20 protein-coding genes are annotated in these 24,357 nt (G+C 67.1%); 11 read left to right on the top strand and 9 right to left on the bottom strand.

From position 1 onward, the window contains the following. Nucleotides 1–3: 3 nt before the first annotated feature. Complete coding sequence (locus EO139_RS20325) at nt 4–672, bottom strand: hypothetical protein (RefSeq protein ID WP_126972221.1); 669 nt, start codon at nt 670–672, stop codon at nt 4–6. A gap of 411 nt (nt 673–1,083) precedes the next feature. After that, nucleotides 1,084–1,971, bottom strand: coding sequence for a LysR family transcriptional regulator (locus EO139_RS20330; protein ID WP_126972222.1), 888 nt, complete (start codon nt 1,969–1,971; stop codon nt 1,084–1,086). Nucleotides 1,972–2,067: 96 nt separating this feature from the next. Here EO139_RS20330 and EO139_RS20335 point away from each other — a divergent pair, with 96 nt between their 5' ends. Next, nucleotides 2,068–3,354, top strand: coding sequence for an MFS transporter (locus EO139_RS20335; RefSeq protein ID WP_201798616.1), 1,287 nt, complete (start codon nt 2,068–2,070; stop codon nt 3,352–3,354). Between the two features lie 331 nt (nt 3,355–3,685). Here the strand turns inward: EO139_RS20335 and EO139_RS20340 are convergent, their stop codons facing one another. Next, the gene (locus EO139_RS20340) at nt 3,686–4,696 is read right to left on the bottom strand and encodes a nuclease (protein WP_126972224.1); all 1,011 of its coding nucleotides are present in this window, start codon (nt 4,694–4,696) and stop codon (nt 3,686–3,688) included. A gap of 101 nt (nt 4,697–4,797) precedes the next feature. Next, nucleotides 4,798–7,281, bottom strand: a complete 2,484-nt coding sequence (locus tag EO139_RS20345; RefSeq protein ID WP_241235991.1) for a TonB-dependent receptor — start codon at nt 7,279–7,281, stop codon at nt 4,798–4,800. A gap of 345 nt (nt 7,282–7,626) precedes the next feature. Here EO139_RS20345 and EO139_RS20350 point away from each other — a divergent pair, with 345 nt between their 5' ends. The 7 genes from EO139_RS20350 to EO139_RS20380 all read left to right on the top strand — a co-directional run bounded on the left by EO139_RS20350 (nt 7,627) and on the right by EO139_RS20380 (nt 14,233). After that, nucleotides 7,627–8,247 carry a TetR/AcrR family transcriptional regulator gene (locus tag EO139_RS20350; protein ID WP_126972259.1) on the top strand — a complete coding sequence of 207 codons (621 nt, stop codon included), beginning with the start codon at nt 7,627–7,629 and terminating at the stop codon, nt 8,245–8,247. Further along, nucleotides 8,244–9,125 carry an NAD-dependent protein deacetylase gene (locus tag EO139_RS20355; RefSeq protein WP_126972226.1) on the top strand — a complete coding sequence of 294 codons (882 nt, stop codon included), beginning with the start codon at nt 8,244–8,246 and terminating at the stop codon, nt 9,123–9,125. The genes EO139_RS20350 and EO139_RS20355 overlap by 4 nt, the downstream gene beginning before the upstream one ends. A gap of 60 nt (nt 9,126–9,185) precedes the next feature. Further along, nucleotides 9,186–10,304 carry an NADH:flavin oxidoreductase/NADH oxidase gene (locus EO139_RS20360; RefSeq protein ID WP_164739949.1) on the top strand — a complete coding sequence of 373 codons (1,119 nt, stop codon included), beginning with the start codon at nt 9,186–9,188 and terminating at the stop codon, nt 10,302–10,304. 81 nt (nt 10,305–10,385) lie between these two features. After that, nucleotides 10,386–11,261, top strand: a complete 876-nt coding sequence (locus EO139_RS20365) for an NAD(P)-dependent oxidoreductase (protein ID WP_104583896.1) — start codon at nt 10,386–10,388, stop codon at nt 11,259–11,261. Nucleotides 11,262–11,643: 382 nt separating this feature from the next. Then, nucleotides 11,644–12,036 carry an XVIPCD domain-containing protein gene (locus EO139_RS20370; protein ID WP_104583895.1) on the top strand — a complete coding sequence of 131 codons (393 nt, stop codon included), beginning with the start codon at nt 11,644–11,646 and terminating at the stop codon, nt 12,034–12,036. Nucleotides 12,037–12,104: 68 nt separating this feature from the next. Continuing rightward, a complete protein-coding gene (purU, locus tag EO139_RS20375) occupies nt 12,105–12,956 on the top strand; it encodes a formyltetrahydrofolate deformylase (RefSeq protein ID WP_164739953.1) in 852 nt (283 codons plus the stop codon). A 137-nt stretch (nt 12,957–13,093) separates the two neighbouring features. Further along, on the top strand, nt 13,094–14,233 hold the full coding sequence (locus tag EO139_RS20380) for an MFS transporter (protein ID WP_126972231.1): 1,140 nt from the start codon (nt 13,094–13,096) through the stop codon (nt 14,231–14,233). Nucleotides 14,234–14,543: 310 nt separating this feature from the next. Here the strand turns inward: EO139_RS20380 and EO139_RS20385 are convergent, their stop codons facing one another. From EO139_RS20385 to EO139_RS20400, 4 genes are all read right to left on the bottom strand, one after another. Then, entirely contained in the window at nt 14,544–16,502 is a 1,959-nt protein-coding gene (locus tag EO139_RS20385; protein ID WP_164739950.1) for a choice-of-anchor X domain-containing protein, read from the bottom strand. A gap of 273 nt (nt 16,503–16,775) precedes the next feature. Beyond that, a complete protein-coding gene (locus EO139_RS20390) occupies nt 16,776–17,678 on the bottom strand; it encodes a methylenetetrahydrofolate reductase (protein ID WP_126972233.1) in 903 nt (300 codons plus the stop codon). Between the two features lie 93 nt (nt 17,679–17,771). Then, nucleotides 17,772–18,437 carry an epoxyqueuosine reductase QueH gene (locus tag EO139_RS20395; RefSeq protein WP_104649552.1) on the bottom strand — a complete coding sequence of 222 codons (666 nt, stop codon included), beginning with the start codon at nt 18,435–18,437 and terminating at the stop codon, nt 17,772–17,774. After that, entirely contained in the window at nt 18,437–19,375 is a 939-nt protein-coding gene (locus tag EO139_RS20400; RefSeq protein WP_104583889.1) for a LysR family transcriptional regulator, read from the bottom strand. Before EO139_RS20400 ends, EO139_RS20395 begins: the two co-directional genes overlap by 1 nt. Before the next feature lie 98 nt (nt 19,376–19,473). On the opposite strand from EO139_RS20400, the gene msuE reads away from it, so the two are divergent. From msuE to EO139_RS20415, 3 genes are all read left to right on the top strand, one after another. Further along, nucleotides 19,474–20,067, top strand: a complete 594-nt coding sequence (msuE, locus tag EO139_RS20405) for an FMN reductase (RefSeq protein ID WP_164739280.1) — start codon at nt 19,474–19,476, stop codon at nt 20,065–20,067. Between the two features lie 167 nt (nt 20,068–20,234). Beyond that, nucleotides 20,235–21,218 (top strand): DUF1852 domain-containing protein, encoded by a 984-nt coding sequence (locus EO139_RS20410; RefSeq protein WP_119130251.1) that lies wholly within the window; start codon nt 20,235–20,237, stop codon nt 21,216–21,218. A gap of 28 nt (nt 21,219–21,246) precedes the next feature. Then, on the top strand, nt 21,247–22,278 hold the full coding sequence (locus tag EO139_RS20415) for a methionine synthase (RefSeq protein WP_126972235.1): 1,032 nt from the start codon (nt 21,247–21,249) through the stop codon (nt 22,276–22,278). A gap of 152 nt (nt 22,279–22,430) precedes the next feature. Here EO139_RS20415 and EO139_RS20420 read toward each other — a convergent pair whose 3' ends face one another. Then, entirely contained in the window at nt 22,431–23,876 is a 1,446-nt protein-coding gene (locus EO139_RS20420; protein WP_104649548.1) for an OprO/OprP family phosphate-selective porin, read from the bottom strand. Nucleotides 23,877–24,357 lie beyond the last annotated feature (481 nt).

Genomic DNA, 24,357 nt, shown 5'->3' on the forward strand with positions numbered 1-24,357 from the left:
CAATCACGCCGCCAGCAACTCCCAGCCCTGCGCATCGCGCAGGCGCAGCCCCGGTTGCGGTGCATCCACGCTGACCCGCACACCGCTGGCCCATGGCAGCTGCCGCTGCTGTGGAAACCAGCGGCGTGCCTGATCGACCACGATCAACAAGCCATCATCGTCGCCCAGCGCGGCAAAGCCCTCGACCGCCGGCGCAAATGGCCGCACGCCGAAGTGATGGGCGACGCTGCTGGTCACCACCGCGACATCGTTGCTGGGCAGCCCGATCTCGCTCAGGCACAGCAGTTCTTCGCCGTGGAACGCGCCGTCGCCGGTGAGCACGTCCTGCACCGCCTGGCGCGCGATCAACTCCAGCACCGCGCCATCGGGGCCGGCGAAATACACCGAGTGCGATTGCCATACGCCATCCAGTCGAAACTCCCGGCGGCCGTGCGGATCGGCAAGTAGGTTGCTGCGTGCGCCAATCCACTGCGCAGCGGCGTCGAAGCGCGAGGGCGCCACGTTGAACGCCAGATGCACACTGCCCACCGGCTGCTGCGCCTGTACGCATTCCAGCGTGCTCCAGCCAATGCGAACGCTGTTGCCGTGTTGCGGCAGCTGCAGCACGTCGCGATAGAAGCGCAGGCTGAGGTCGGGGTCGAGGCAGGGCAGCAACAGGTGACGAAGATGCATGGCAGGCGCAGGTGGTGGAAGAAGCGGGCATTGAACGACCTCAATCGCGGTTGAGGTCAAGCCATGTGTTCGAATTCTGTAGAGCATCTGCCAGCGATAGCGAGGCGCGTGATGTCTGTGGCAGAGGCTTCAGTCGCGATGATGTCTGCAGGCCAGCCGCATCGTGCGCATGCGCACTTCTACAAGATCAGCGGTCGCTTGTGTGGCTGACAGGGTGTGTTAGTCAGATGTCGGCTCAAAAAAGCCAGCGCTAGAGCTGGTGGTGAGGAACGCGACCCAGCAACGTAAGCCTGCCTGCGGGTAGGAGCGCACTCGTGCGCGAGGGCGTTACCGGGACAGCCACATCGCGCCCAGGTGCGCTCCTACAACAGCCGCGGTGCGTTCGCTGTTACTGGCGCAACGCAACCTCGCTTAAAGCACTTCCGCCAGCGCCCACAGATGCCGGACCAGCGGCGCCGTCTCCAGGGCGCCCGGCGACACCGCCAGGGCCAGCCGGGCCAGCGGCATCTGGCCTTCGATCTCCAGATAGCGCACGCCGGGCAGCTGCAGCTGCGCGGTGGAGGCGGGCACCACCGACACGCCCAGTTCGGCGGCGACCAGATTGACGATGGACGACATCTGTGGCGCTTCCTGGGTGATGCGCAAGGTCACGCCGGATTGCCGGCAGGCGGCGAGGATCTCGTCGTACAGGCTGGAACCGAAGCTGCGCGGAAACAGGATGAACGGCTCGCCCGCCAGCGCCGCCAACGGCGCGCTGTTGCGGGCGGCCAGCCGATGCGCGGTGGGCACGGCGATCTTCATCGGCTCGTCGGCAAAGCGCAGCAATTGCAGGTCGGGCGGCGTGCTCAGGCCGTAGCGCACGAAGGCCGCGTCCAGGCGGCCTTCGGCCAGGGCCACCAGCAGTCCGGCGGTATTGGTTTCTTCCAGCAACAGCTCCACCCGCGGCCATTGCCGGCGAAAGTCGCGGATCAAATGCGGCACCACCGGATTGAAGGCGGCCGAGGCGGTGAAGCCCAGGCGCAGCCGGCCGGATTCGCCACGCGCCACCCGCCGCGCGGTTTCTGCGGCGCGCTCCACGTCGGCGAGCACGCGGCGTACCTCGACCAGGAAGGCCTCGCCGGCCGGGGTCAGCTCGGCGCCGCTGTGGGTGCGCCGGAACAGCGGCGTGCCCAGATCGCGCTCCAGCGCCTGGATCTGCTGGCTCAACGGCGGCTGGCCGATCCCCACCCGCGTTGCGGCCCGGGTGAAGTTGCCCTCTTCGGCGACGGCCAGGAAATAGCGTAAGTGGCGAAGTTCCATGCTATCTGTCCTGCATATGGCAACTGCCAGCATCATATATTGGACAGGGGGTCGTAGCGGGCGAATACTCGCCGTCCCTGTCTCGATGCTGCGCCCGTGTCCTCTCCTGATCGCCGCGCCGGCAGCTCGCCGGGCACGCACGCCGGCCTTGCCGACGCACCCGCCGCCGACGCGCCCGCCAGCGGCCGCATCCGGCTGGCCTTGTTCCTGGCCGGCTTTGCCACCTTCTCGCTGCTGTACAGCGTGCAGCCGGTGCTGCCCGAGTTTGCGCGCGCCTTCGGCGTGGACGCGGCCACCGCCTCGCTGCCGTTGTCGCTGGCCACCGGCGCGCTGGCCCTGGCGATCTTCTGCGCCGGCGCGGTGTCGGAGAACCTGGGCCGGCGCGGGCTGATGTTCGTGTCGATCGCGCTGGCCGCGCTGCTCAACCTGCTCGCCGCGTTTCTGCCGCACTGGGGCGCGCTGGTGCTGGTGCGCACCTTGTCCGGTATCGCGCTGGGCGGGGTGCCGGCGGTGGCGATGGTGTACCTGGGCGAAGAGCTGCCGGCCAACAAGATGGGCGCGGCCACCGGCCTGTATGTGGCCGGCAATGCCTTTGGCGGCATGAGCGGACGCATCGTGATGAGCGTGCTGACCGATCACTACGACTGGCGCACCGCACTGGCGATGTTGAGCGTGTTCGACCTGCTGTGTGCGCTGGCGTTCTTCTGGTTGCTGCCGCCGTCGCGCAACTTCGTGCGCCGGCACGGCATCAATCTGCGCTTCCATCTGCGCGCCTGGGCCGGGCATCTGCGCGACCGCAACCTGCCGTTCCTGTTCGCGCTGCCGTTCCTGCTGATGGGGGTGTTCGTGTGCCTCTACAACTACGCCGGCTTCCGGCTGGGCGGGCCGGAATTCGGCCTGAGCCAGAGCCAGATCGGCATGATCTTCAGCGCCTATGTGTTCGGCATCGTCAGTTCGTCGGTGGCCGGCGCGGCGTCGGATCGTTTCGGGCGCGGCCCTGTGGTCAGCACCGGTATCGTGCTGTGCGTGCTCGGCGTGGCACTGACCCTGGCGCATGTGCTGGCGCTGGTGGTGGCCGGCATCGTGCTGCTGACGATCGGCTTCTTTATTGCGCATTCGGCCGCCAGCGCGTGGGTGAGCCGGCTCGGCGGTGCGCACCGCAGCCATGCCGCATCGCTGTATCTGCTGGCGTATTACGCCGGCTCCAGCGTAATCGGTGCGCTCGGCGGCTGGTTCTGGCAGCACGGTGGCTGGGGCGCCCTGGTCGGCATGTGCCTGACCTTGCTGGCGCTCGCCTTCGCGGCGGCCTACGTGCTGCGCCAGCGCGCCGACGACGCGCGGCCGTACGGGCGCTTTGCGCCGCATCCCGCACGCGGCGAGTGATGAGCGACCGGCGCGAGCATCCGGGAACCACCGAGGCCGATATGGACGCCAGCTGCGCGTCGCATGGGCATGCCCGGCATGCGGGTGGCTGGCTTGGTGGAATCGGGAATCGGGAATCGTAAAAGCTGGCGCGCGCGGTTGCCGGTGGCAGCGCTTGTCAATCAGGATCTGCTGCGCTTTGTCCAACAGCTCAACAAGGTCCATTGACGCCGCGTGACGGCAGGCCCGAGCCGCAGGGCCCGCTGCGCCGTCCTGCCGACAGGCGCGCAGCGAGCGGTGCCGGCGCGCGGGTCGGCACGCCGCTGGCGGCAGCCGATGTCGCCAACGGCGGTCATGCGGTGGGCGATCTACCGGCAGGTGCAGATCCGGTGGCCGGGTCGTACTGCGGATGGCTGGGGTCCATGCTGCGCGGCAGCGTGGATGTTTCTGGTTGCAGCGCGCTTTCGCGCCAGGCGCGCACCAGCAGGTCGCGCAGCATCGCCGCGCCATCGCCGGCAGTGCGATAGACCATCGCGCGGCCGTCGCTGCTGGAGGCATCGTCGAACGCGCCGGCCTTTTCCAGGCGATAGACCTGCTCGACACGGCCGGTGCCCACGTCGAGAAAGTCCAGGATCTGCTCGAACACATCGCCCTGCTGATGCGCCAGGGCCGGCATGCGGCGCAACAGGTCCTGCGGGGTCAGCGCAATCTTGTCCACGTAATCGCTCTCGAACTTGCCGTGCACCTTCGGGTCGGTGCTGTAGCCGTTCGGGTTCGGCCCCTGCCAGCCGTCGTGGTGGATGCTGTCGTGCTGCGGCTGCGCGCCATCGCCAATGTAGTGCGCGAACCAGCTGACATAGAACGCGCAGGTACGTTCGAGCTCGCGGGTGTCCTGGCCCTTGGCACGCAGCGTGCGCAGTTGCCGCATGGTTGCCACGATGCGTTGGTAGCCTTCGGTGGCCGCATACGGCAAGGTGCCGGCCCAGCGTACGTTCATGTGCTGCGCCCGTTGCGGGTCGCTGCTGGCGATGCGTCGCTGTTCGTCATACAGCGCCAGCACGAAGGCATAACGCGAGCGCGGCGGGTGTTGCATGAAGGCGAACTGCTCGCGGAACCAGCCGTGGTTGGGGTCTTCTTCGATCTTGAGAAATGGCTCGCTCTCGCTGCGCCAGCCGTCCGGCAGCGTGGCGCCGTCGGCAATCACCTGCACATATTGTTTGAGGAAGACCGGGCCGTCGTCGGGCAGTGCCTGCACGGCGGCGCTGTCGATGGCCGCGTGCGCACGGTGGCCCCAGGCGGCGGCATTGCCGGAACAGGTCGCTGCCGCAAACAGCAGCGCACAGGCAAGAGGGGAAGGTGTCATGGCAGTCCTTGTGGCCTGCAGCGCGTACGCCACGCTGCAGGCGATGGATCGGGAAGTGGAGCGCTGGTAGCGAGGCTGCGACACCCCGGACGTCGGTGCACTCAGAAGTGGTAAGTCACTACCAGCCGCGAGTTGCGCTCGTAGATCGGGCGGCCGTAGATCGGCTCGCGCGTGCCCTGGCCGGAGATGGTGTCGGTGCGCGGGTTGCCTTCGGTCAGCGCAAAGGTGTTGGTCAGGTTGTCGACCGACAGCTGCACATCCCACGGCCCGTTGCGCATCAGGATGTTGGCCGCCAGGGTGTCGTAGGCGGCCAGCTCGGTGGTGTTCTCCAGGTCGGCGTAGCGCTTGCCGACGTAGGCGTAGCGCAACGAGGTTTCCCAGTCGAACGCACCGGTGGTGAAGTACAGCGTCGGGCCCGCATTGCCGTACAGCTTCGGCTGGCGGTTGGGCATGTTGCCGTCCACATCGACCACCGCCACCGCGCCATTGGCCACCACTTCGGTGAGGTCGGAGACCTTGGTGTCGTTGTAGGTCAGGTTGGCATCCAAACGCAGCCACTGCGCCGGCGTCCACACCGCTGCCAGTTCGATGCCGGGGTTGGTGACGCTGCCGCGGTAGTCTTTGGATTCGGCCGCGCCGGTCTGCGGGTTCACCGCGCTGGTGCCGATGTTGTATGGGTCGTACTTGGTGTAGAAGGCGGTGGCGAACACGTCCAGGGTGTCGAAGTTGAGCTTGGTGCCGAGCTCGAACTGGTCGGCGGTGGGGATGTTGACGTTGCCTTCGTTGGCGCCCTCGCTGGGCGCGCGGTGCGCACGCGAGGCGCGGCCATAGATGCCGACCGTCGGGTTGATGTCGTAGTTGAAACCCGCGGTCCAGTTGGTCACGCCCACGTCCAGCGCGGTGTGCGCGCGGGCCCCGGTGAACAGGCGCGCGGCATCGTCGGCCAGGGTGTCGGCCATGCCCAGGTTGCCGGTGCTGCGCAACATGCTCCAGGCGCGGTAGCGGTAGCGCTCGTGACGCACGCCGCCTTCCAGGCGCAGCTTGTCGGTCACCTGCCAGGTGTCGGCGATGTAGTGCGCCAGCATGCTGGTGTAGGCCTTGCCCTGGGTGCGGTCGGCGCCGTAGATCACCACGCCGTCCTTGGTCACGCCGCCGACCACGTTGCCGGCCGCGTCGTAGCCGAGCAGGTCGATGGTGCGCGGGTTCTGCCGCATCTCCAACAGATAGCTCTGGTAACGCGAATTGTAGGAACGCGCGTAGTAGGCGCCGTACACGCCCAACGTGATGTCGTGGGTGTCGCCGCCCCAGTCGAAGCGGCGATGCAGGCGCAGGTCGTCGGCAAACGAATCGGCACGCACGTTCATGGCGCGGTACTGGCCCTGGATCACCAGGCCGTCGGTGCTGGCCGGATCGAAGCGGCTGCCATCGTCGGTGTAGACGTAGCCCAGCGATGTCAGGCCGGGAAACGCGGCGCTGGCGGCGGCACGGCGGCTGTTGGCATACGCGCTGGCGTCCTGCGGCGCATTGCTGGAATACAGCGCGTCGAAGGTCATGTCCAGGCGATTGACGATGGCCTTGTTGGACAGGCTCCAGCCATTGTCGAAGGCCAGGTCCAGGTTCGCGCCCAGATGGTTGAATTTCATGTGGCGGCCATCGGACAGGTCGCGCAATTCGCGCTGTGGCGCGCCGTTGGCATCGCTGGACACGATGCTGGCGCGCTTCAGTTGCGCAGTGCTCAAGGTGCCGGTGAAGCGGTCGATCAACGGGTCCAGCGAACGCGTGGTGTCGCGCGGGTCGTACAGCGGGATCGGCATGTAGAACGCATTCTTGTCGTCCAGATGCTTGGCAGTGAAGGTGATCTTGCCGTGGTCCAGCGTGTGCGTGAGGTTCATGCGGAACTGCCCGCCCTCGTCGGCCGGAAAGTCCACGTCGCGGTAGCCGTCGTTGCGGCGCACGAAGCCGCCGGCAGCCAGATACCAGCCGTCGGCCAGCTTGCCCGACCAATAGCCGTCGAGCCGGTACAGCCCGGTGTCGCCGACGGTGGTGCGCACCGCGCCTTCGGGTGTGTCGCCGCCCTGGCGGGTGACGAAGTTGACGATGGCCGCGGCATTGGAGGCGAAGATCGGCGAGGGCCCGCCGCGCACGGTCTCCACCGATTCGACCATCAGGTCCGGGCGCACCAGGCCTTCGGTCTTGTAGAAGTAGCCGTTGTTGTCCGGGTAGGGGCTGATGCCGTCTTCCTGGATCACCGCAAACGAGCCTTCGTCGGGAATGCCGCGGATGCGGTAGACGTTCTGCACTTCGCCGCCGGTGGATTCGGCATAGATGCCCGGCATCGAGCCGATCAGGCTGGCGAGGTTGAGCGGGGCCAGCTTGTCGATCTGCTCGGCGGTCAGCGCGGTGATCGCGTACGAGGCGTCGAACTGGTTCTGGGCCTGGCCGGCGCCAGTGACGATCATCCGGTCCAGCGAGAAGATGCCGTCCTCGCCCTTGCGGGTGGCAGGCGTGGCGGGCGCGGCTTCCTGCGCGAGCGCGGGGGTGGCCAGGGTCAGTGCCAGCGCGACGACGAGCGGACGACGCGACACGGCACGACGCACTCCGGAGCGCGTCCGGGTGTGGGTGTAGGGCATGGCAGGGATGGGGGGTAGCGGGGGAGCTGCCCACTGTCGCTTTGCCATGTTTCCGCAGCGTTGCGTGTGCACCGGATCACGCTAACTGCGTGATCCGGCACCACGATTTGTGACGTGGCGCCTGTTTTCAAGCGGTTTCAACCGTACGTGGCGGGCGGTGAAGGCATCGAGCGCGGCCGGCGTCGGTGCTCAGCGCCCACCGGGGCGGAGCTGGACGAGGCGCTTCCTTGGAATCAGGCAGAAGGCCCCCAGACTATGTGCCATCCATCCGTGTGGACATTCGCATTCGTGAGCACCTCCCTGCCCCTGCCCGCACCGCGTAAAGCCCCGCAGCAAGCGCGCTCGCGCGCCACCGTGGAGGTCATTCGCCAGGCCAGCATCCAGGTGTTGGTGGCCGACGGCCTGCAGGGCTGCACCACCACGCGGGTAGCCGAGCGCGCCGGCGTGTCGGTCGGCAGCGTGTACCAGTACTACCCCAATCGTCAGGCGATGTTGATCGCGCTGCTGCAGTGGCATCTGCAGACGGTGATCGATGCAGTGGAGCTGGCCTGCGCGCAACAGCACGGGCGCACGCTTGCGCAGCAGTGCCAGGCGCTGGTGCGTGCCTTTGTGCAGGCCAAGCTGCAGCACGTGGATGTCTCGCGTGCGCTGTACGCCATTGCCGAGCTGCATGGTGGCGCCATCCTGGGCGCGCAGGCGCGCCGGCGCTCGCAGCAGGCGTTCGCCGCCGCGCTCGCCACCGCCTCGGATGTGCGCTTCGACGATTGCCAGGCGGTGGCCGAGATCGGCATGGCGGCCATCACCGGGCCGTTGAAGAGCCTGCTCGAGGATGGCGCGCCGGCTGCGCGGATTGCGCCGCTTCAGGCGCAACTGGTGGTGCTGCTGCACAGTTACCTCATGGCCACCGGAGTTGCACGATGACGGCGTCACCGGTGCAGGACGGTAACGCGTTGCAGGACTTCATCGAACGCCACCGGCGCCTGTTCGTGCTCACCGGCGCCGGGTGCAGCACCGATTCGGGCATCCCCGATTACCGCGATCTGCAAGGCGGCTGGAAGCGCCCGCAACCGGTGACGTTCCAGGCCTTCATGGGCGAGCTGTCCACGCGGCAGCGCTACTGGGCGCGCAGCCTGGTCGGCTGGCCGCGCTTCGGCCTGGCGCGGCCCAACGCCACCCATCACGCACTGGCCGCACTGGAAGCGCGTGGCCAGCTGAAAGTGCTGCTGACGCAAAACGTCGACCGCCTGCACCAGGCGGCCGGCAGCCAGGCGGTGATCGACCTGCATGGCCGGCTCGATGTGGTGCGCTGCATGGGCTGCGAGCGGCGCATGCCACGTACCGACTTCCAGCTGCTGCTCGAACAGGCCAACCCCGGCTGGGCCGACCTGGACGCGGCGCAGGCGCCCGATGGCGATGCGGACCTGGACGATGTGGCCTTCGACCATTTTGCGGTGCCGCCGTGCCCGGCGTGCGGCGGCGTGCTGAAGCCGGATGTGGTGTTCTTTGGCGAGAACGTGCCGCGCGAGCGCGTGGAGCGCGCATTTGCGCATCTGCAGGCGGCCGATGCTGTGCTGGTGGTGGGCTCCTCGCTGATGGTGTATTCGGGCTTTCGTTTCGTGCAGACCGCTGCACGCGACGGCCTGCCGATCGCCGCGCTCAACTTCGGGCGCACCCGCGCGGACGAACTGCTCAGCCTGAAGGTCGAACAGTCGTGCGCGCAGGCGTTGGCATTCCTGCACGCGCCGTTCGATCCGTTGCTTGCACGCAGCGTCGATGACGCCAGTGCGCGCTCGGCATGACGCAGTGATCCATCGCAGCGGTTGTGCCCACGCGCGCGGCGCAGTGCAATGGGCACCCCCGTGTCATCTGTGGATGCCCTCTTGAGCCAGCTGTTCTCCCCCATCCGCTTCGGTCCGCTTGCGCTCGCCAACCGGATCGTCATCGCCCCGATGTGCCAGTACTCCGCGCAGGACGGCCGCGCCAGCGACTGGCACCGCATCCATCTGGGCACCTTGTCGCAATCCGGTGCCGGCCTGCTGATCCTGGAAGCGGCCGCGGTGCAGCCGCAGGGGCGCATCTCCTATGCGGACCTTGGCCTGTACGACGATGCCACCGAGCAGGCGCTGGATGAGGTACTGCGATCGGTGCGGCGCTGGTCGCCGATGCCGATCGGCATCCAACTGGCGCACGCCGGGCGCAAGGCCTCCACCGATCTGCCGTGGAACGGCGGCGCGGCGATCGCGCCGGATCACGCGCATGGCTGGCAGACCGTGTCCGCATCGGCGCTGGCGTTCGGTGACGGCCAGCCGTTGCCGCAGGCATTGGACGATGCCGGCATCGATGCGGTGGTGCAGGCCTTTGCCGATGCAGCGCAGCGCGCCGAACGCCTGGGTCTCGAGTTGATCGAGCTGCATGCCGCGCACGGGTATCTGATGCATCAGTTCCTGTCGCCGCTGAGCAACCAGCGCAGCGATGCCTATGGCGGTTCGCTGGAAAACCGCATGCGGCTGACGTTGCGCATCTTCGATGCGGTGCGCGCGGCGGTGTCGGACAAGATCGCCATCGGCGTGCGCATCTCGGCCACCGATTGGGTGGAGGGCGGCTGGGATGTCGAGCAGAGCATCGCCTTGTCCAAGGCGCTGGATGCGCGCGGTGCGCACTACATCCATGTCTCCAGCGGCGGGCTGGATCCGCGCCAGCAGATTCCGGTGCAGGCGGGCTACCAGATTCCGTTTGCGCAACAGATCAAGGCGCAGGTCGACACGCCGGTGATCGGCGTGGGCCTGATCACCGAGCCGGCGCAGGCCGAGGCGATCCTGCAGGACGGCCAGGCCGATGCGATCGCGCTGGCGCGCGGCATCCTGTACGACCCGCGCTGGCCGTGGCATGCCGCCGCTGCACTGGGCGCCTCGGTCACACCCGCGCCGCAATACCTGCGCTGCGAGCCACGCGATGCGCGTGGCGTGTTCGCCAGCTGATTAACGCGGGGAGTGGTAAAGAAGCAGAGCGTGCGGTGTCTGGATTGCCGCTCTTGACGCAAGATCGAATAAGGAAAACAGATGCCGATAGGATTTCTGGGCTTGGGCACGATGGGCCTGCCGATGGCGCACAACCTGCTGCGCGGCGGGTTCGAACTGAGTGTGTGGAACCGTTCGCCCGGGCGCGCGCAATCGCTGCGCGAGGCCGGCGCCACGGTGGTGGATGCACCGCGCGACGCCGCGCATGGCCCGCTGCTGTTTTCGATGCTGGCCGACGACAACGCGGTGCGCGCGACCCTGCTGGAGCATGGTGTGCTGGACGCGCTGCCGGCCGGCAGCGTGCACGTCAACATGGCCACCATCTCGGTGGCATTGGCGCACGAGTTGACCGCCCTGCATGCCGAGCGCGGCGTGGCCTACGTGGCCGCACCGGTGCTTGGCCGCGTCGATGTGGCCGAAGCCGGCAAGCTCAACATCCTGGCCGCCGGCGACGAGGCAGCGTTGGCGCGCGTGCAGCCGATGTTCGACGTGCTCGGTCAACGCACCTGGGAGATCGGCCGCACCCCCGAGCAGGCCAATGCGGTCAAGCTGGCGGCCAACTTCTGCCTTGCCAGCGCGATCGGCGCCATGGCCGAAGCCAGCGCGCTGGCACGCGGCCACGGCGTGGACGCCACCCAGTTCCTGGGCATGCTCACCAGCACCCTGTTCGCCGCACCCGCGTACCAGGGCTATGGCCGCCTGATCATGCAGCGCGCCTATCTGCCGGCCGGCTTCACCGCCACCCTGGGGCGCAAGGACGTGGACCTGGCGATCCAGGCCGGCGCCGACAAGCAGGTGCCGATGCCGCTGGGCGAGTTGCTGCGCGCCGGCCTGGACGAGGCGATCGCCCATGGCGACGGCAACGCCGACTGGGCCGTGCTGGCAGAGGTATCGGCGCGGCGGGCAGGGCAGGCCTGATCGCCGCATCCGCAAGGCGGAGCTAGCCCCGCTCTCGGCGAGGCGGGAAGGCACCGCTTGCGCGTCACTGGCGTGCGTGCCTTGAAGCGCCCGCGCTCCGGCGCGGGCAGGGGGCGCGGAGCGGGGGTCAAGGTGAGGGTACGGGGCGAAGCCCATGCAGCAGATGTCGCATGCTGTCAGCGACATCTGCCGCCCACGCTCAGGCCGCGTCGCTTCGAAGCAGCACAGCCCATCTCTCACTCACCTAAACATGCAGCAGACCTTCTAAAATGCCGGCTCGTGACAGCCGCCGCTCCAGGGAGGATGCGATGCGACACCTGCATATCACGCTCGGTTCGACCGGGCGCACACCGCGCGCACTGCGCTGCGCCGGTGGTAGACGATGACCGCCGCACCGGTCGTCGACCAGGGCCCGGTGGGCCCGGACCATCCCGAGCATCCGGACCACTATCTGTTTGCGCAGATCCGCGAAGCGGTGGCCGTGCTCGATGCCGAGTTGGACAAACCCACCGACGAGGCCAGTGTGCGCATGGCCGCGCGCCTGCTGCCGCTGGCCAAGCAGCATGGCTTCGACCAGGTGGATTACGTGGTGCTCAGCCGGCACGTCGGCGAGGTGGGCGAGAACGTGTTCCTGGTGCGTGGCGAACTGGCCGACCCTGCGCATCTGCGTGCGCACATCACCACCCAGGAAGCGATGGAGACCTCGGTGGAGGCATCGATGGCGCAACTGGATGACATCAATCGGCGACTGATGCTGCGCCTGCCGCCGCGCTGAGCCGCACGGGAAAGTTACGGGCGCAAGCACTGCGCCCGCAGCCGGGTGCATTGGCTATCATTGTGCCGATGCGCTCCGACTACATCCTCACCCTGTCCTGCCCCGACCGCACCGGCATCGTCTATCGCGTGACCGGCCTGCTGTTCGACCTGGCCTGCAACATCCTCGACGCACAGCAGTTCGGCGACGACGAGAGTGGCCGCTTCTTCCTGCGCGTGCACTTCGACAAGCCGCCGGGCACCGAGATTGCGGGGCTGGAACGCCGCTTTGCGCAGCTGGCCGAGGAATTCCAGATGGACTGGCAGCTGCACGATGCGCGCCGTCGCGCGCGGCTGCTGGTGCTGGTGAGCAAGCAGGGGCATTGCCTCAACGATCTGCTGTTCCGCATGCACAGCCGGCAATTGCCGGTGGATATCGCCGCCGTGGTGTCCAACCACGCCGACTTCGCGCCGCTGGCCGCCTCCTACGGCATCGCCTTCCACCATCTGCCGGTGAGCGCCGACACCCGCGCTGCGCAGGAAGCGCAGCTGCTTGCCCTCATCGAAGCGCTGCAGATCGATCTGGTGGTGCTGGCGCGCTACATGCAGATCCTGTCGCCGGCGTTGTGCCGCGCATTGGCGGGGCGCGCGATCAATATCCATCACAGCTTCCTGCCCAGCTTCAAGGGCGCGCAGCCGTATCACCAGGCGCACGCACGCGGGGTCAAGATCATCGGTGCCACCGCGCACTACGTCACCGAAGACCTGGACGAAGGCCCGATCATCGAACAGGACGTGGCGCGCGTGGATCACGCGATGACGCCGCGCGACCTGGTGCGGCTGGGGAGCGACACCGAATCGCTGGTGCTTGCGCGTGCGGTGCGTCGCCATGTCGAACACCGCATCGTGCTCAATGGCCATCGCACGGTGGTGTTTCGCTAGCGCACCGTTGCGCATGGCGCGGGGACGCCTGCAGCACGCATGGTGGCGTGGTGCTCGGGCCACACCCGGCCCGCGAACGCGCCGGCCTGGCGCCCACCGTCGCACTCGGTTCGCCGCTCCCTTCTGGAATTGCCTGCATGTCGCTTGTCCCCGGCTCCAGCGCTCGCGCGCAACAGCACGCCACCCGCGCGGCGTTCTTCATTCCCGGCTTTGCTGCCGCGATCTGGGCGGTGCTGGTGCCGTTTGCCAAAGCCAGGACCGGCGTGGACGATGGCGCGCTCGGCCTGATCCTGTTGTGCCTGGGGGCAGGCTCGTTTCTGGCGATGCCGCTGGCCGGTGCCTTGTCGGCCCGCTTCGGCTTCCGTGCGGTCATGGCGGTGACGGCGGCGCTGATCTGCATCAGCCTGCCGCTGCTGGCCGTTGTCGCCAATCCGTGGATGCTGGGCGCGGTGCTGTTCGTGTTCGGTGCCGGCGTGGGCGCGATGGATTGCGCGATGAACATGCAGGCGGTGGTGGTCGAGCGCGATGCCCGGCGCGCGATGATGTCCGGATTCCATGCGTTCTTCAGCATCGGCGGTTTCGTCGGTGCCGGCGCGATGACCTTGCTGCTGTCGGCGCGGGTTTCCCCGCTGAGCGCGGCGCTCGCCGGGGTGATCGCCATGCTCGTGGTCGGCGTGCTGTCGGTGCGCCACTGGCGGACCGAGCGCGTGGCGCAGCAGGGGCCGTTGCTGGCCCTGCCCAGGGGCATCGTATTGTTCATCGGCATCCTGGCGTTTGTGGTGTTTCTGGCCGAAGGCACCATCCTGGACTGGAGCTCGGTGTTCCTGGCCGATGTGCACCAGGTTGCCCCGAGCACCGCCGGCGTGGGCTATGTGGCGTTTGCATTGACCATGACAGTGACGCGCCTGCTCGGCGATGCGGTGGTGGAGCGCCTGGGGCGCATCCGCTCGATCGTGGCGGGCGCGCTGCTGGCCAGCGCCGGCTTCCTGGTGCTCACGCTGGTGAGCCCGTGGCAGGTCTCGCTGACCGGTTACGTGCTGGTCGGCCTGGGCTGCGCCAATATCGTGCCGGCCCTGTTCTCGCTGGCCGGCAACCAGACGCGCATGCCGGAGAGCATCGCCATCACCGCGGTCACCACCCTGGGCTACGCCGGCATCCTGGCCGGGCCGGCGCTGATCGGTTTCGCCGCGCATGGCATCGGCCTGGTCGGCGCCCTGCTCGGTGTCGCGGTGTTGATGGTGGGCGTGGCGGTGTCGACGCGTTGGTTGAGGGTGTGAGTGTGCTGGGTCACCGACCTGCAGTCGGTGACTCTTCGGCAATGCGTGTCGCGCGCAGGCACGCTTCTACGAAGGGCGGGGTGCAGGTTCGTCAATGTCGTCGTCGGGACCGTGCAGCCCGTGCAGCCCGTGCAGGCGGTGGATGGCGGGCAGCGCGGTGTGCGCTGCCCGCATCACGCGGACCTCGTCGCAGCGCGGGCTTGTCCGCCTACCTTCGCGGGAGCCGAGGCGGCAGGCCGCATCGGAACCACCACGCACGCATGTACGGCGTGCGTGGTGGGCGGCCACGGACCCTGCAATGGATGCCGCATCACTTCGCGGCGTTGGCGTTCATCACTGCATTGCGGCTTGCGTCCAGATACTGCGCCGGGTCGCGCATGCCGGTGGTGTGGCATTGCCCGGTGGTGTGGCCACGGTTCACGCCGCCCGGCAGCTGCGCGTTGACCTGCTCCACGGTGCCATCTTCCGGGTCGTTCAGTACCAGGTCCGAGGCCGCGTTGCAGTAGTCGTTGGTGTACCAGTTGGTCTTGGCGAACGAGGTGGTGTAGTAGTTCACCTTGGCGCGCGCATCGGCCGGAATGCCGGCCAGCCAGGCTTTGGCGCCGTCGTAGGTCATGTCGGTATTGGTGCCGCAGCCCACGCCGAACCACGAGCCCACCGCCGCCAGGATGCCGGACAGATTGGTGCCCTGGTACGGCGTGCCGACCGACTGCATCACCCGCCCACCGGTGGCGTTATCCAGCCCGCTCCAGTAGTAGGTGTACAGATGCAGCGCGGCCATGCCGCCCTGGCTGTGCGCCACCGTCGCGAACGAGGACCACTGACTGGCAAACTGCGCCAGCCGCTGTGCGAACTGGTCGTTGCTGCGGTTCTGTTTGGCATCGATGAACGAGGACGCGTTGGTGAACTGCGCCTGCGGCCACACGCCGTTGGAGCAATAGCCGTGCACCAGCACCAATTGCGAGCCGGCTGCCTGCGGTTGCGCCACTGCGCTGGCACTGGCCAGCGTTGTCGGGCGCGGCCCCATGCGCATGCTCTCGTCGATCGCGGCGGCAGAGCGCGCGATGCTGGCGCGGCGCAACGCGGGCAGCTGCAACGGCAGCGTGTCGGCCTGTACCAGCGGGATGTAATGGTCCGGGTCTTCGATGCGCAGCCCGCGCAGCGTGAACGGCGCACGCGCGCCGGCACGCGCGACCCAGCGTTCGTCCAGGCTCAACGGCAGCTGGCCTTGCTGCGGCGTCAGCATGCCGCCGATCCATGCCACCGGCACCTGCCTGCCCTTGGCATCGGTGCCCCAGACCTGGCCGAACACGCGGTAATGCGACGGGGCCTTGCCGCGCGCGGCGACCGGCAAGGCAATGCTGAGCCGGGTGCCGTCGGCAGCGCGTGCGCTGAGCGCGTTGCCGAGCAGGCGCAGGGAGGTATCCAGCACCGGCAACACATGCTCGCTGGTGCGCACGAACGGCTGCCCGGCCTGGTCGCGACCGCGCACGATCACCTGTGCGATCCAGGTGCCTTCGGCTGTCGGTTGGAACGTGCCGCCATACACGCCATCGCCGGCAGCACCGTCGTCGTGCTGCCCGTCGTCTGCCATCGGCAGCGTGCGGATGCCGCCTTGCGGGTCGATCACACGCAGGCTCGCTGTCTCGATCTGCCCCGCCTGCGCGGCCAGCAAGCTCGCACCGGCTGCATCGTTGCCGCTGAGCAGTGCGTTGAGCGTCAGCGTCTGGCCGACCTGCTGCCGGCGATGGCGCGGGTACGAGGCCAGCTGCGTGCGTGCATCGCCTTCCATCAGCACATAGCCGCGTTGCGCCACCGGCGTTGCCGATTGCAGGGTCAGCGACCACGCTCCGTTCTGCGCCGATTCCACCGCATAGCGCATGCCGCTGGTGCCGCTTTCTGCGGTGCCCAGCAGCGTGCGCTGCGCCTGCAGTTGCGGAGCAACGGCGGCCGCGCGCGCGCCGGCAATGCGTGGTGCAGTCACCGCCGCCTCCCACGGCTGGTCACCGGCCAGCACCATGAAACGCAGATGGCCGTTTTCCACCGGCAGCGTGCCTTGCCAGCGTGCGGACTTGCCGGCCGGCGTCAACTCCACCGGCAGCAAGGCGCTCTTGGACAGAATCGCCGACTCGGCCGGGTCGGGTGCGCGCATCTGCGCGAACTCCTCCGGCGGGCCAGCCAGTTGTTTGGGCTGCAGCTCGGCCGCGGCAAGCGGCAGGGAAACCAGCGACAGGGTGCACAGCAAGGACAACAGCGACGGCTTCGGCATGGCGACATCTCTCCTTGAACGTTGCAGAAGCGATGCCGTCGCGCAGTGCAACGACACCGGATGCAGCGCCCCCTCGCCGCGATTCGCCGATGGTTATACCGCGCCCGTGTGACAGGTCCGCTGTGCGCTGCAGCACCCGGCGCGCCGCAAGCACAGCCACAGAAATGAAGCAGTCCAGACTGTGATCCAGGTCGTGGACAGCTCGCCACCCGCACGTTCGTGCTCGCCCATTCGAGGTCTGCGGCCGATGACGCGCGGCGTGCCCGGCAGGTGTCAGTCGGCGCGGTGCGGCGCGGTGCGGGCGCGGTACTGCTCCACCCACGCGACCGTCTGCGCGATGCCGCCGAACGGGAAGAAGTGCAGGCTGACCTCTCCATGCGCTCCGGTGAGGCCGGTGGCCAGGCGATCGACAAACCGATCCGGCCCGGCGGTGCCCAACAGCTTGCCCAGCGAGATGCCGTACTTGGACAGCATCGCGGTGCAGGCACCGACACCGCAGCGTGCGGCATAGCGTGCAAGCACCGCCACGCCGGCGGGACCAGGCACGCCCACCCGCACGGGGTGTGCGATGCCACACGCGCGCAGCGCATGCAACCACGTCAGCACGAGGTCGGCATCGAAGGCGAACTGGGTGACGATCAGCGGTGCCATGCCGCGCTCGGCGATGCTGCGACACTTGCGTTCCAGCACATCCCAGCGCTCGCTTGCAGGCATGCCCGGATGTCCTTCCGGATGCCCTGCCACGGCGATGGTCCGGATGCCGCAGCGCTCGAAGACCCCGGTATCGATCAGCGACACGCTGTCCGGAAATGGCCCGATCGGCGACGGTGGATCGCCCGCGATCACCAGGCAACGCTCGACGCCAGCCTCATCGACGGCGCGCCTGACGAAGGCGTGCAGTGCGTCGCGCGAGCCGATGCGGCGCGCGGACAGGTGCGGCATGGGCGCAAAGCCGAGCTTGCGCACCATGCATGCGGCGGCCAGCCGCGCGGCGTCGTCCTGGTTGGGCAGGTAGGGGATGGCAATGGTCGCACCACGCATGATCGCGGGCGCCGCTGCGCTCAGCCCGGCAATGTCGGTTGCGCTGACCTCCAGGGAATAGGCATCGGTGATGGTGCTGGCCAGGCGGTGCGTAACCGGATGAGTCAAACGATCTTGCCGTGCGTTGGTGGTCATTGGGTGGCGCCGCTACGTGGGCCCTGGGCGAGCGGGAAGGGCGCCATGACACAGACTGAAATCCCGGCCAGCGTCGTTGCCCTGGCGAGGCGCTTAGTCTTGCTGTTCCCCATCGCCATAGAATTTCACGCCCAGTTGTATGCGATTGCGACCGCTTTCGGCGCGGTGCCGGTTGGTGTCGCGCAGCGAGTAGACGCAGCCGCAGTATTCCTGCTGATAGAAGTTCTCGCGCTTGCTGATCTCGACCATGCGCGAGGAACCGCCGCCCTTGCGCCAGTTGTACTCCCAGTACATCAGGCCGGGATACCTGGCCGCAGCGCGAACGCCGCAGTCGTTGATCTGCTGCATGTTCTTCCAGCGCGAGATGCCCAGGGAGCTGGTGATCACCGGAAAGCCGTGTTCGTGCGCATACAGCGCGGTGCGTTCGAACCGCATGTCGAAGCACATCGTGCACCGGATGCCGCGTTCGGGTTCGTTCTCCATCCCGCGGGCCCGCTCGAACCAGTTGTCCCGATCGTAGTCGGCATCGACGAAGGGCACGCCGCACTGCTGCGCAAAGCGGATGTTCTCGTCCTTGCGCAGCTCGTATTCCTTGCGCGGATGAATGTTGGGGTTGTAGAAGAAGATGGTGTAGTCGACGCCGGACGCCAGCATGGCCTCCATCACCTCACCCGAGCATGGCGCGCAGCAGGAATGCAGCAAGACCTTGTCGTGGCCGGCAGGCAGTGGAAGTGGCGTGCGCGTGGCGATGCTGTCCATCAGTGGGCTCCCGGCGGAGTGGTCGTTGTGTCGGCGGTGGTGTTGGCGGTGCCATTGGCGGGCTGGCGCGCCAGTTCAATGAAGGCACGCAGGTAGTCGACGGCAATATCCGCCTCGCGTGCGCCCAGGAAGATCTGCTTGGGGATGCCGCGCGCGCCCAGCCGCACCGGCACCACGTCCATCCTGGACGCATATTCCTCCACCAGCCAGCGTGGCATCGCGGCCACGCCGCGGCCACTGGCGACCATCTGCATCATGATGTCGGTGGTCTCGATGGCCTTGTGGCGCCGGGGCGTGACCCCGGCCGGCAACAGGAACTGGCTGTAGATGTCCAGGCGCTCCAGGTCCACCGGATAGCTGATCAGCACCTCCCGGGTCAGCTGCTGGGGCTTGACGTAGGCCGCCGACGCCAGCGCATGGCCCTTGGCCACGACCAGCACCTGCTCGTAGTCGAACACCGGCTCGAACCGCAGCCCGGGCTTGTACAGCGGGTCGGGCGTGACCAGCAGATCGATTTCGTAGCCGAACAGCGCGCCGATGCCGCCGAACTGGAACTTCTGCTTCACGTCCACATCCACGTCCGGCCAGGTGGCCAGGTAGGGCGCCACCAGCTTGAGCAGCCACTGGTAGCAGGGATGGCACTCCATGCCGATGCGCAGCGCGCCGCGTTCGCCCTGCGCGAACTGCCCCAGGCGCTCTTCGGCCAGGTCCAGTTGCGGCAGCACCCGGTTGGCCACCGCCAGCAGGTACTGGCCCGCCTGCGTCAGGCGCAGGTTGCGGCCTTCGCGCAGCCACACGTCGGTGCCCAGCTGCTGCTCCAGCTTCTTCATGCTGTGGCTCAGCGCCGACTGGGTCAGGTTCAGCACACCTGCGGCGGCGGTCAGCGAGCCTTGCTGCTCGACCTGCTGGACGATGGTGAGATGGATGCGCTCAAGCATTCAGATGATCCGAATTCATGGATTGTTGAAATAACACCATTTTACTTCATTGAATGCGAGCCCTAGCATCGGGGTTCGTCGTTTCAGGTCAACCCCGCATGACTGTCAACGTGCCACATCCCCTCCGCGTCGTCGCCGTCTCCGGCGGGCTGCAGCGCCCCTCCAAGGCCGTCGCCCTGGCCGAGCACCTGCTGGGCCTGATCGCCGAGGCCGTGCCGTGCGAGCAACAGCTGGTCGAACTCGGGGCGTTGGCACCGCAGTTTGCCGGTGCGGTGTGGCGCTCGCAGCTGCCGGCAACGGTGGAGCAGGCACTGTCGGCCGTGGAGCAGGCCGACGTCGTGGTGGTGACCACGCCGGTCTATCGCGGCTCCTTCACCGGGTTGTTCAAGCACTTCTTCGACTTCATCCACCAGGATGCCTTGATCGACACGCCGGTGCTGCTGGCGGCAACCGGTGGCAGCGAGCGCCATGCATTGGTGATCGACCACCAGTTGCGGCCGCTTTTCAGCTTCTTCCAGGCACGCACTTTGCCACTGGGCGTCTATGCCACCGACCGCGACTTCCTGGACTACCGCGTGCACAACGAGGCCCTGGCCGAGCGGGCCAGGCTGGCGGTGCAGCGGGCATTGCCGCTGATCGCATTGACGCGGCAGGCACGTGCCATCGCTGCAGAAGACGTGGCTGCGGCCTGAGGCCATCCAGCCCACGGCTGCTCGGCGGGCCGCCATACCCGTGCCGGCCACAGGATCGGTGGGTGATTGCCCGCCGGTCCGGAGTGGCGGCATCCACCCGGCGGGTATCCATACCTGCGCCGAGACCTGCGCTCGTATTCAACTCGGAAACAAGGCGTCAGCTTGCAATGACTCAAGAATTCACCTTCAGCATCAACAGCGTCCGGTTTGACGAGGACTACCGTCCCGCGGCCAATACGCGCAACACGACCAACTTTGCCAACCTGGCCAGAGGGCAGCGTCGGCAGGAAAACCTGCGCAACACGCTTGCGATGATCGACAACCGCTGCAACGACCTGGCGCATTGGGATAACCCCGGGCGCGACCGCTACGCTGTCGAGCTGGACATCATCTCGGTCCAGATGCACATCGATGCGCGCGAACACAGCGATGCCTTTCCGCTGATCGAGATCCTGAAGCCCAGCATCCTCGACAAGACCACCGGCGCGCGCATCGAGGGCATTGCAGGGAACAATTTTTCCTCCTACGTGCGCGACTACGATTTCAGCGTGCTGCTGCCAGCGCACAATCAGGATGCGTCCGGCTTCAGCATCCCGGACGATTTCGGCAGCCTGCACGGAACGCTGTTCAAGCACTTCGTGGACTCGGACGCCTACACGGCGCGCTTCACCAAACCGCCGGTCATCTGCATCAGCGTCTCCACCAGCAGGGTCTACCATCGAACCGGAAACCGGCACCCCATCCTGGGCATCGAATACCGGCAGGACGACTTCTCCTTGACCGATCGGTATTTCGCCAAGATGGGCCTGCAGGTGCGCTATTTCATGCCGCCGAACAGCGTTGCCCCGCTGGCTTTTTACTTTATCGGCGACCTGCTCAACGACTACACCAATCTGGAGCTGATCGGCACCATCAGCACCATGGAGACGTTCCAGAAGATCTACCGCCCGGAGATCTACAACGCCAATTCCGCGGCAGGGGCCATCTACCAGCCGAGCCTGAAGCACCAGGATTATTCCGCTACCCAGATCGTCTACGACCGCGAAGAGCGCAGCCAGCTCGCGGTGACGCAGGGGAAATTCACCGAGGAGCACTTCATCAGGCCCTACGGGACGATGCTCGCGCAGTGGGCCTCCAGCCACGCTGTCTAATCAACAGGAACGCAAGACACCACTCATCATGAAAAAGCTGCTCCCCACGTCTACCGCCGGTAGCCTGCCCAAGCCTTCCTGGCTCGCGCAGCCGGAAAAACTCTGGTCTCCCTGGAAGCTGCAGGACGCCGAACTGATCGAAGGCAAGCAGGACGCATTGCGCCTGTCGCTGCAGGAACAGCAGCATGCCGGCATCGATATCGTCAGTGATGGCGAGCAGACCCGCCAGCATTTCGTCACCACCTTCATCGAACACCTCAGCGGCGTCGATTTCGAAAAGCGCGAAACCGTCAGGATTCGCAATCGCTACGACGCCAGCGTGCCGACCGTGGTTGGCGCGGTCAGCCGCCCCAAGCCCGTCTTCGTGGACGATGCCAGGTTCCTGCGCCAGCAGACCCGGCAGCCGATCAAATGGGCGCTGCCTGGCCCCATGACGATGATCGACACCCTGTTTGATGCGCACTACAAAAGCCGCGAAAAGCTGGCATGGGAATTTGCCAAGATCCTCAATGAGGAAGCCAGGGAACTCGAAGCGGCCGGCGTGGATATCATCCAGTTCGATGAGCCGGCCTTCAATGTCTTCTTCGACGAGGTCAACGACTGGGGAGTGGCCACCCTCGAACGCGCGGTCGAAGGGCTCAAGTGCGAGACCGCCGTCCATATCTGCTATGGCTACGGCATCAAGGCCAATACCGACTGGAAACAGACCCTGGGCTCGGAGTGGCGTCAGTACGAAGAGTCGTTTCCCAAGCTGCAGACATCGTCGATCGACATCATCTCGCTGGAGTGCCACAACTCGCACGTGCCGATCGATCTGATCGAACTGGTGCGCGGCAAGAAGGTGATGGTCGGGGCCATCGACGTGGCGAGCAATACCGTCGAAACACCGCAGGAGGTGGCCGAGACGCTGCGCAAGGCGCTTCGCTTTGTCGATGCCGACAAACTCTACCCGTCCACCAACTGCGGGATGGCGCCGCTTGCCCGGGACGTCGCAAGAGGCAAGCTCAAGGCGCTCAGTGCAGGCGCAGAGATCATTCGTGGAGAGCTGGCAGCCCACTAGCACGCCGGTGCCGGCACTGGATCGGCGGTCAAGGCACCAGGGCCTAGGCGAGTACCATCCTGCCAGCGTAACGGCCAGCCACGACCGGTGAAGCAACAACGAACAAGCCCCCGCATGCGGGGGCTTGTTTGTTTTCCATCGGCGGGCAGGGGTCAGTAATTGACCTGCAGCTGCAGCCGCAGCAGGTCGCCTTCCACCACCGGGTACGGCGCGGTGGTGACGTCGGTGCGCTTCATCTTCGAATAGGCGAACACCAGTTCCAGCGCATCCATCGGCTGCCACTCGACACCGGCTTCCACTTCGTCCAGGCGCATGCGCGGCGCATTGGTATCGAACTTGGAGCCGCCGCGGTAGGTCTGCCACTTCAGGTACGGCAGCAAGGTGCCGTAGCTGCCATCGTGCTTGTACATCGCCTGCACATAGCCGCCGCTCAGCGAGCGGGTGCGGATGCGCCGCTGTTCCACATCCAGCTCCGGGCCGCGGCCCACCGTCCACTCGGCCTGCAGGCCGAACGGCTGTGGGTAGTAGATGATGTGCGCGGCCACGCGCTGGTCGGTGTAGCCGTTCGGGTCGGTGATGGCCGGGGTGAAGCTGCGGCCACCGATGTTGACTGCTGCCGCCGTTGGCACGAAGCGACCGCTGTAGGCGTCGGCACCCACTTCCAAATACTGGCCATTGGCGAACTTGAACGGGTAGGTGGCGTGCACCACTGCATGCATGCTGTCGTTGCGCTCGGCGCGGTTGGCGCCCTGGCCGTTGTACACGCCGGCACCGATCACGCCGTAGTCGCCCGAGCCCTTCAAGCCTGACTTGACCAGGTCCTGGAAGCGGCCCTTGGCCACGGTGGGGCTGTAGTAGAACACCGCACCGATATCGCGTTCGTCGCGCAGGCCGGAGTTGAGTGCGTCGGCGCGGTCCAGCGTGAGACGGTTCTGGCTGGACTGCAGGTTCTCCCAGCCATACGGCATCTTCGACTGGCCCACGCGCACGCGGTACTCGCGCTTCTTGTCGAAGTAGATGTCGGCATACGCATCGCGCAGCTGCGCGAAGTTGGAGGTGGTCGACCCGGTCGGCGTGCTCGCAAAGTCCGGCTGGAAGTACAGCGACACGTGCTCGTTGAGATCGCCGCTGAGCACCAGGCGCGCGCGGCGGATGCCCAGGCTCTGGTCGTTGCCGATAAAGCGGTCGCCCGGCGCGCGCAGATCCTGCGCGTCGCCGCCGATGCCCTGGTTGTAGCGGATCTGCGTGTAGCCGCGCAGGCTCAGCTTGTCGTACCACTTCTTGCCGGCTTCGCTGGCCTTGGCCGGCGCTGGTGCGGGCACGGGCGCAGGTGCGGCCTGGGCGATGGCGGTATCGGCTGGCACTGGCGCTGCAGGGGCGGGCGGCAATGCCGGGGCGGCCGGCATCGCCGACGCCGGCAGCTTGCCATTCTCGTCCACCTGCACGAACTTGCCCAGCTTGTCGCGGCCCGGGGCCGGCTCGGCGAAGATCTGCTTGGTCTTGCGGTCCACGTACAGCTCCAGCTCGGCAGCCAGCGTGCTGCCACTGGCGGTTGCGCTGAGGGCGCACAGGACGGTGGCGAGATTGCGTTTTTTCATGGGTCCGGCTCGTGCAAGGGAAACGGGTCGGCGGCAGCATCAGGCCGGCGCTGCCCGGCGGGGCGGCGAACACGGCACCAGCACGCCACCAGGGCGACCGGTCGTCCTGACGGTGCGGCAATGCGTGCAGTTATATTTAGATTTGATGTCAGTTTGGTGACATCGGCAGCCTGCAAGGCGCAAGGCTGTGTCAGCTGCGTGTGCGGCGCGTGTCAGTTGTGCGACGCACGGAAGGCGGGCCCATCGGCGCGCAGGTCGGGCGCCGGGCGCCTGTGGTGCCATGCTGGCACCAGGCCACGCAGGGCCACGCGGAGACGGTGAAGCAGGATGCGGGTGCCCGTGCAAGGCCGTAGCCGCACGCCGTACAGGGCCGCGGCGCGGCGGTTGCCTCTCTCGCGAGCGGGCGAGGGGGCGGTGAATCAGAGCGGGGCGAAGGCGGGTCGTCGCCCACCTTCGCCGGATCACTCAATGCCTGGCAGGT

This window comes from Xanthomonas sp. BRIP62411, from assembly GCF_003993525.1.
Classification (GTDB): domain Bacteria; phylum Pseudomonadota; class Gammaproteobacteria; order Xanthomonadales; family Xanthomonadaceae; genus Xanthomonas; species Xanthomonas euroxanthea.

Coding starts and splice junctions, on each gene's coding strand:
- EO139_RS20325 (WP_126972221.1), bottom strand. CDS start 672: ATGCATCTTCGTCACCTGTTGCTGCCCTGCCTCGACCCCGACCTCAGC.
- EO139_RS20330 (WP_126972222.1), bottom strand. CDS start 1,971: ATGGAACTTCGCCACTTACGCTATTTCCTGGCCGTCGCCGAAGAGGGC.
- EO139_RS20340 (WP_126972224.1), bottom strand. CDS start 4,696: ATGACACCTTCCCCTCTTGCCTGTGCGCTGCTGTTTGCGGCAGCGACC.
- EO139_RS20355 (WP_126972226.1), top strand. CDS start 8,244: ATGACGGCGTCACCGGTGCAGGACGGTAACGCGTTGCAGGACTTCATC.
- EO139_RS20365 (WP_104583896.1), top strand. CDS start 10,386: ATGCCGATAGGATTTCTGGGCTTGGGCACGATGGGCCTGCCGATGGCG.
- EO139_RS20370 (WP_104583895.1), top strand. CDS start 11,644: ATGACCGCCGCACCGGTCGTCGACCAGGGCCCGGTGGGCCCGGACCAT.
- purU (WP_164739953.1), top strand. CDS start 12,105: ATGCGCTCCGACTACATCCTCACCCTGTCCTGCCCCGACCGCACCGGC.
- EO139_RS20380 (WP_126972231.1), top strand. CDS start 13,094: ATGTCGCTTGTCCCCGGCTCCAGCGCTCGCGCGCAACAGCACGCCACC.
- EO139_RS20385 (WP_164739950.1), bottom strand. CDS start 16,502: ATGCCGAAGCCGTCGCTGTTGTCCTTGCTGTGCACCCTGTCGCTGGTT.
- EO139_RS20390 (WP_126972233.1), bottom strand. CDS start 17,678: ATGACCACCAACGCACGGCAAGATCGTTTGACTCATCCGGTTACGCAC.
- EO139_RS20395 (WP_104649552.1), bottom strand. CDS start 18,437: ATGGACAGCATCGCCACGCGCACGCCACTTCCACTGCCTGCCGGCCAC.
- EO139_RS20400 (WP_104583889.1), bottom strand. CDS start 19,375: ATGCTTGAGCGCATCCATCTCACCATCGTCCAGCAGGTCGAGCAGCAA.
- msuE (WP_164739280.1), top strand. CDS start 19,474: ATGACTGTCAACGTGCCACATCCCCTCCGCGTCGTCGCCGTCTCCGGC.
- EO139_RS20410 (WP_119130251.1), top strand. CDS start 20,235: ATGACTCAAGAATTCACCTTCAGCATCAACAGCGTCCGGTTTGACGAG.
- EO139_RS20415 (WP_126972235.1), top strand. CDS start 21,247: ATGAAAAAGCTGCTCCCCACGTCTACCGCCGGTAGCCTGCCCAAGCCT.
- EO139_RS20420 (WP_104649548.1), bottom strand. CDS start 23,876: ATGAAAAAACGCAATCTCGCCACCGTCCTGTGCGCCCTCAGCGCAACC.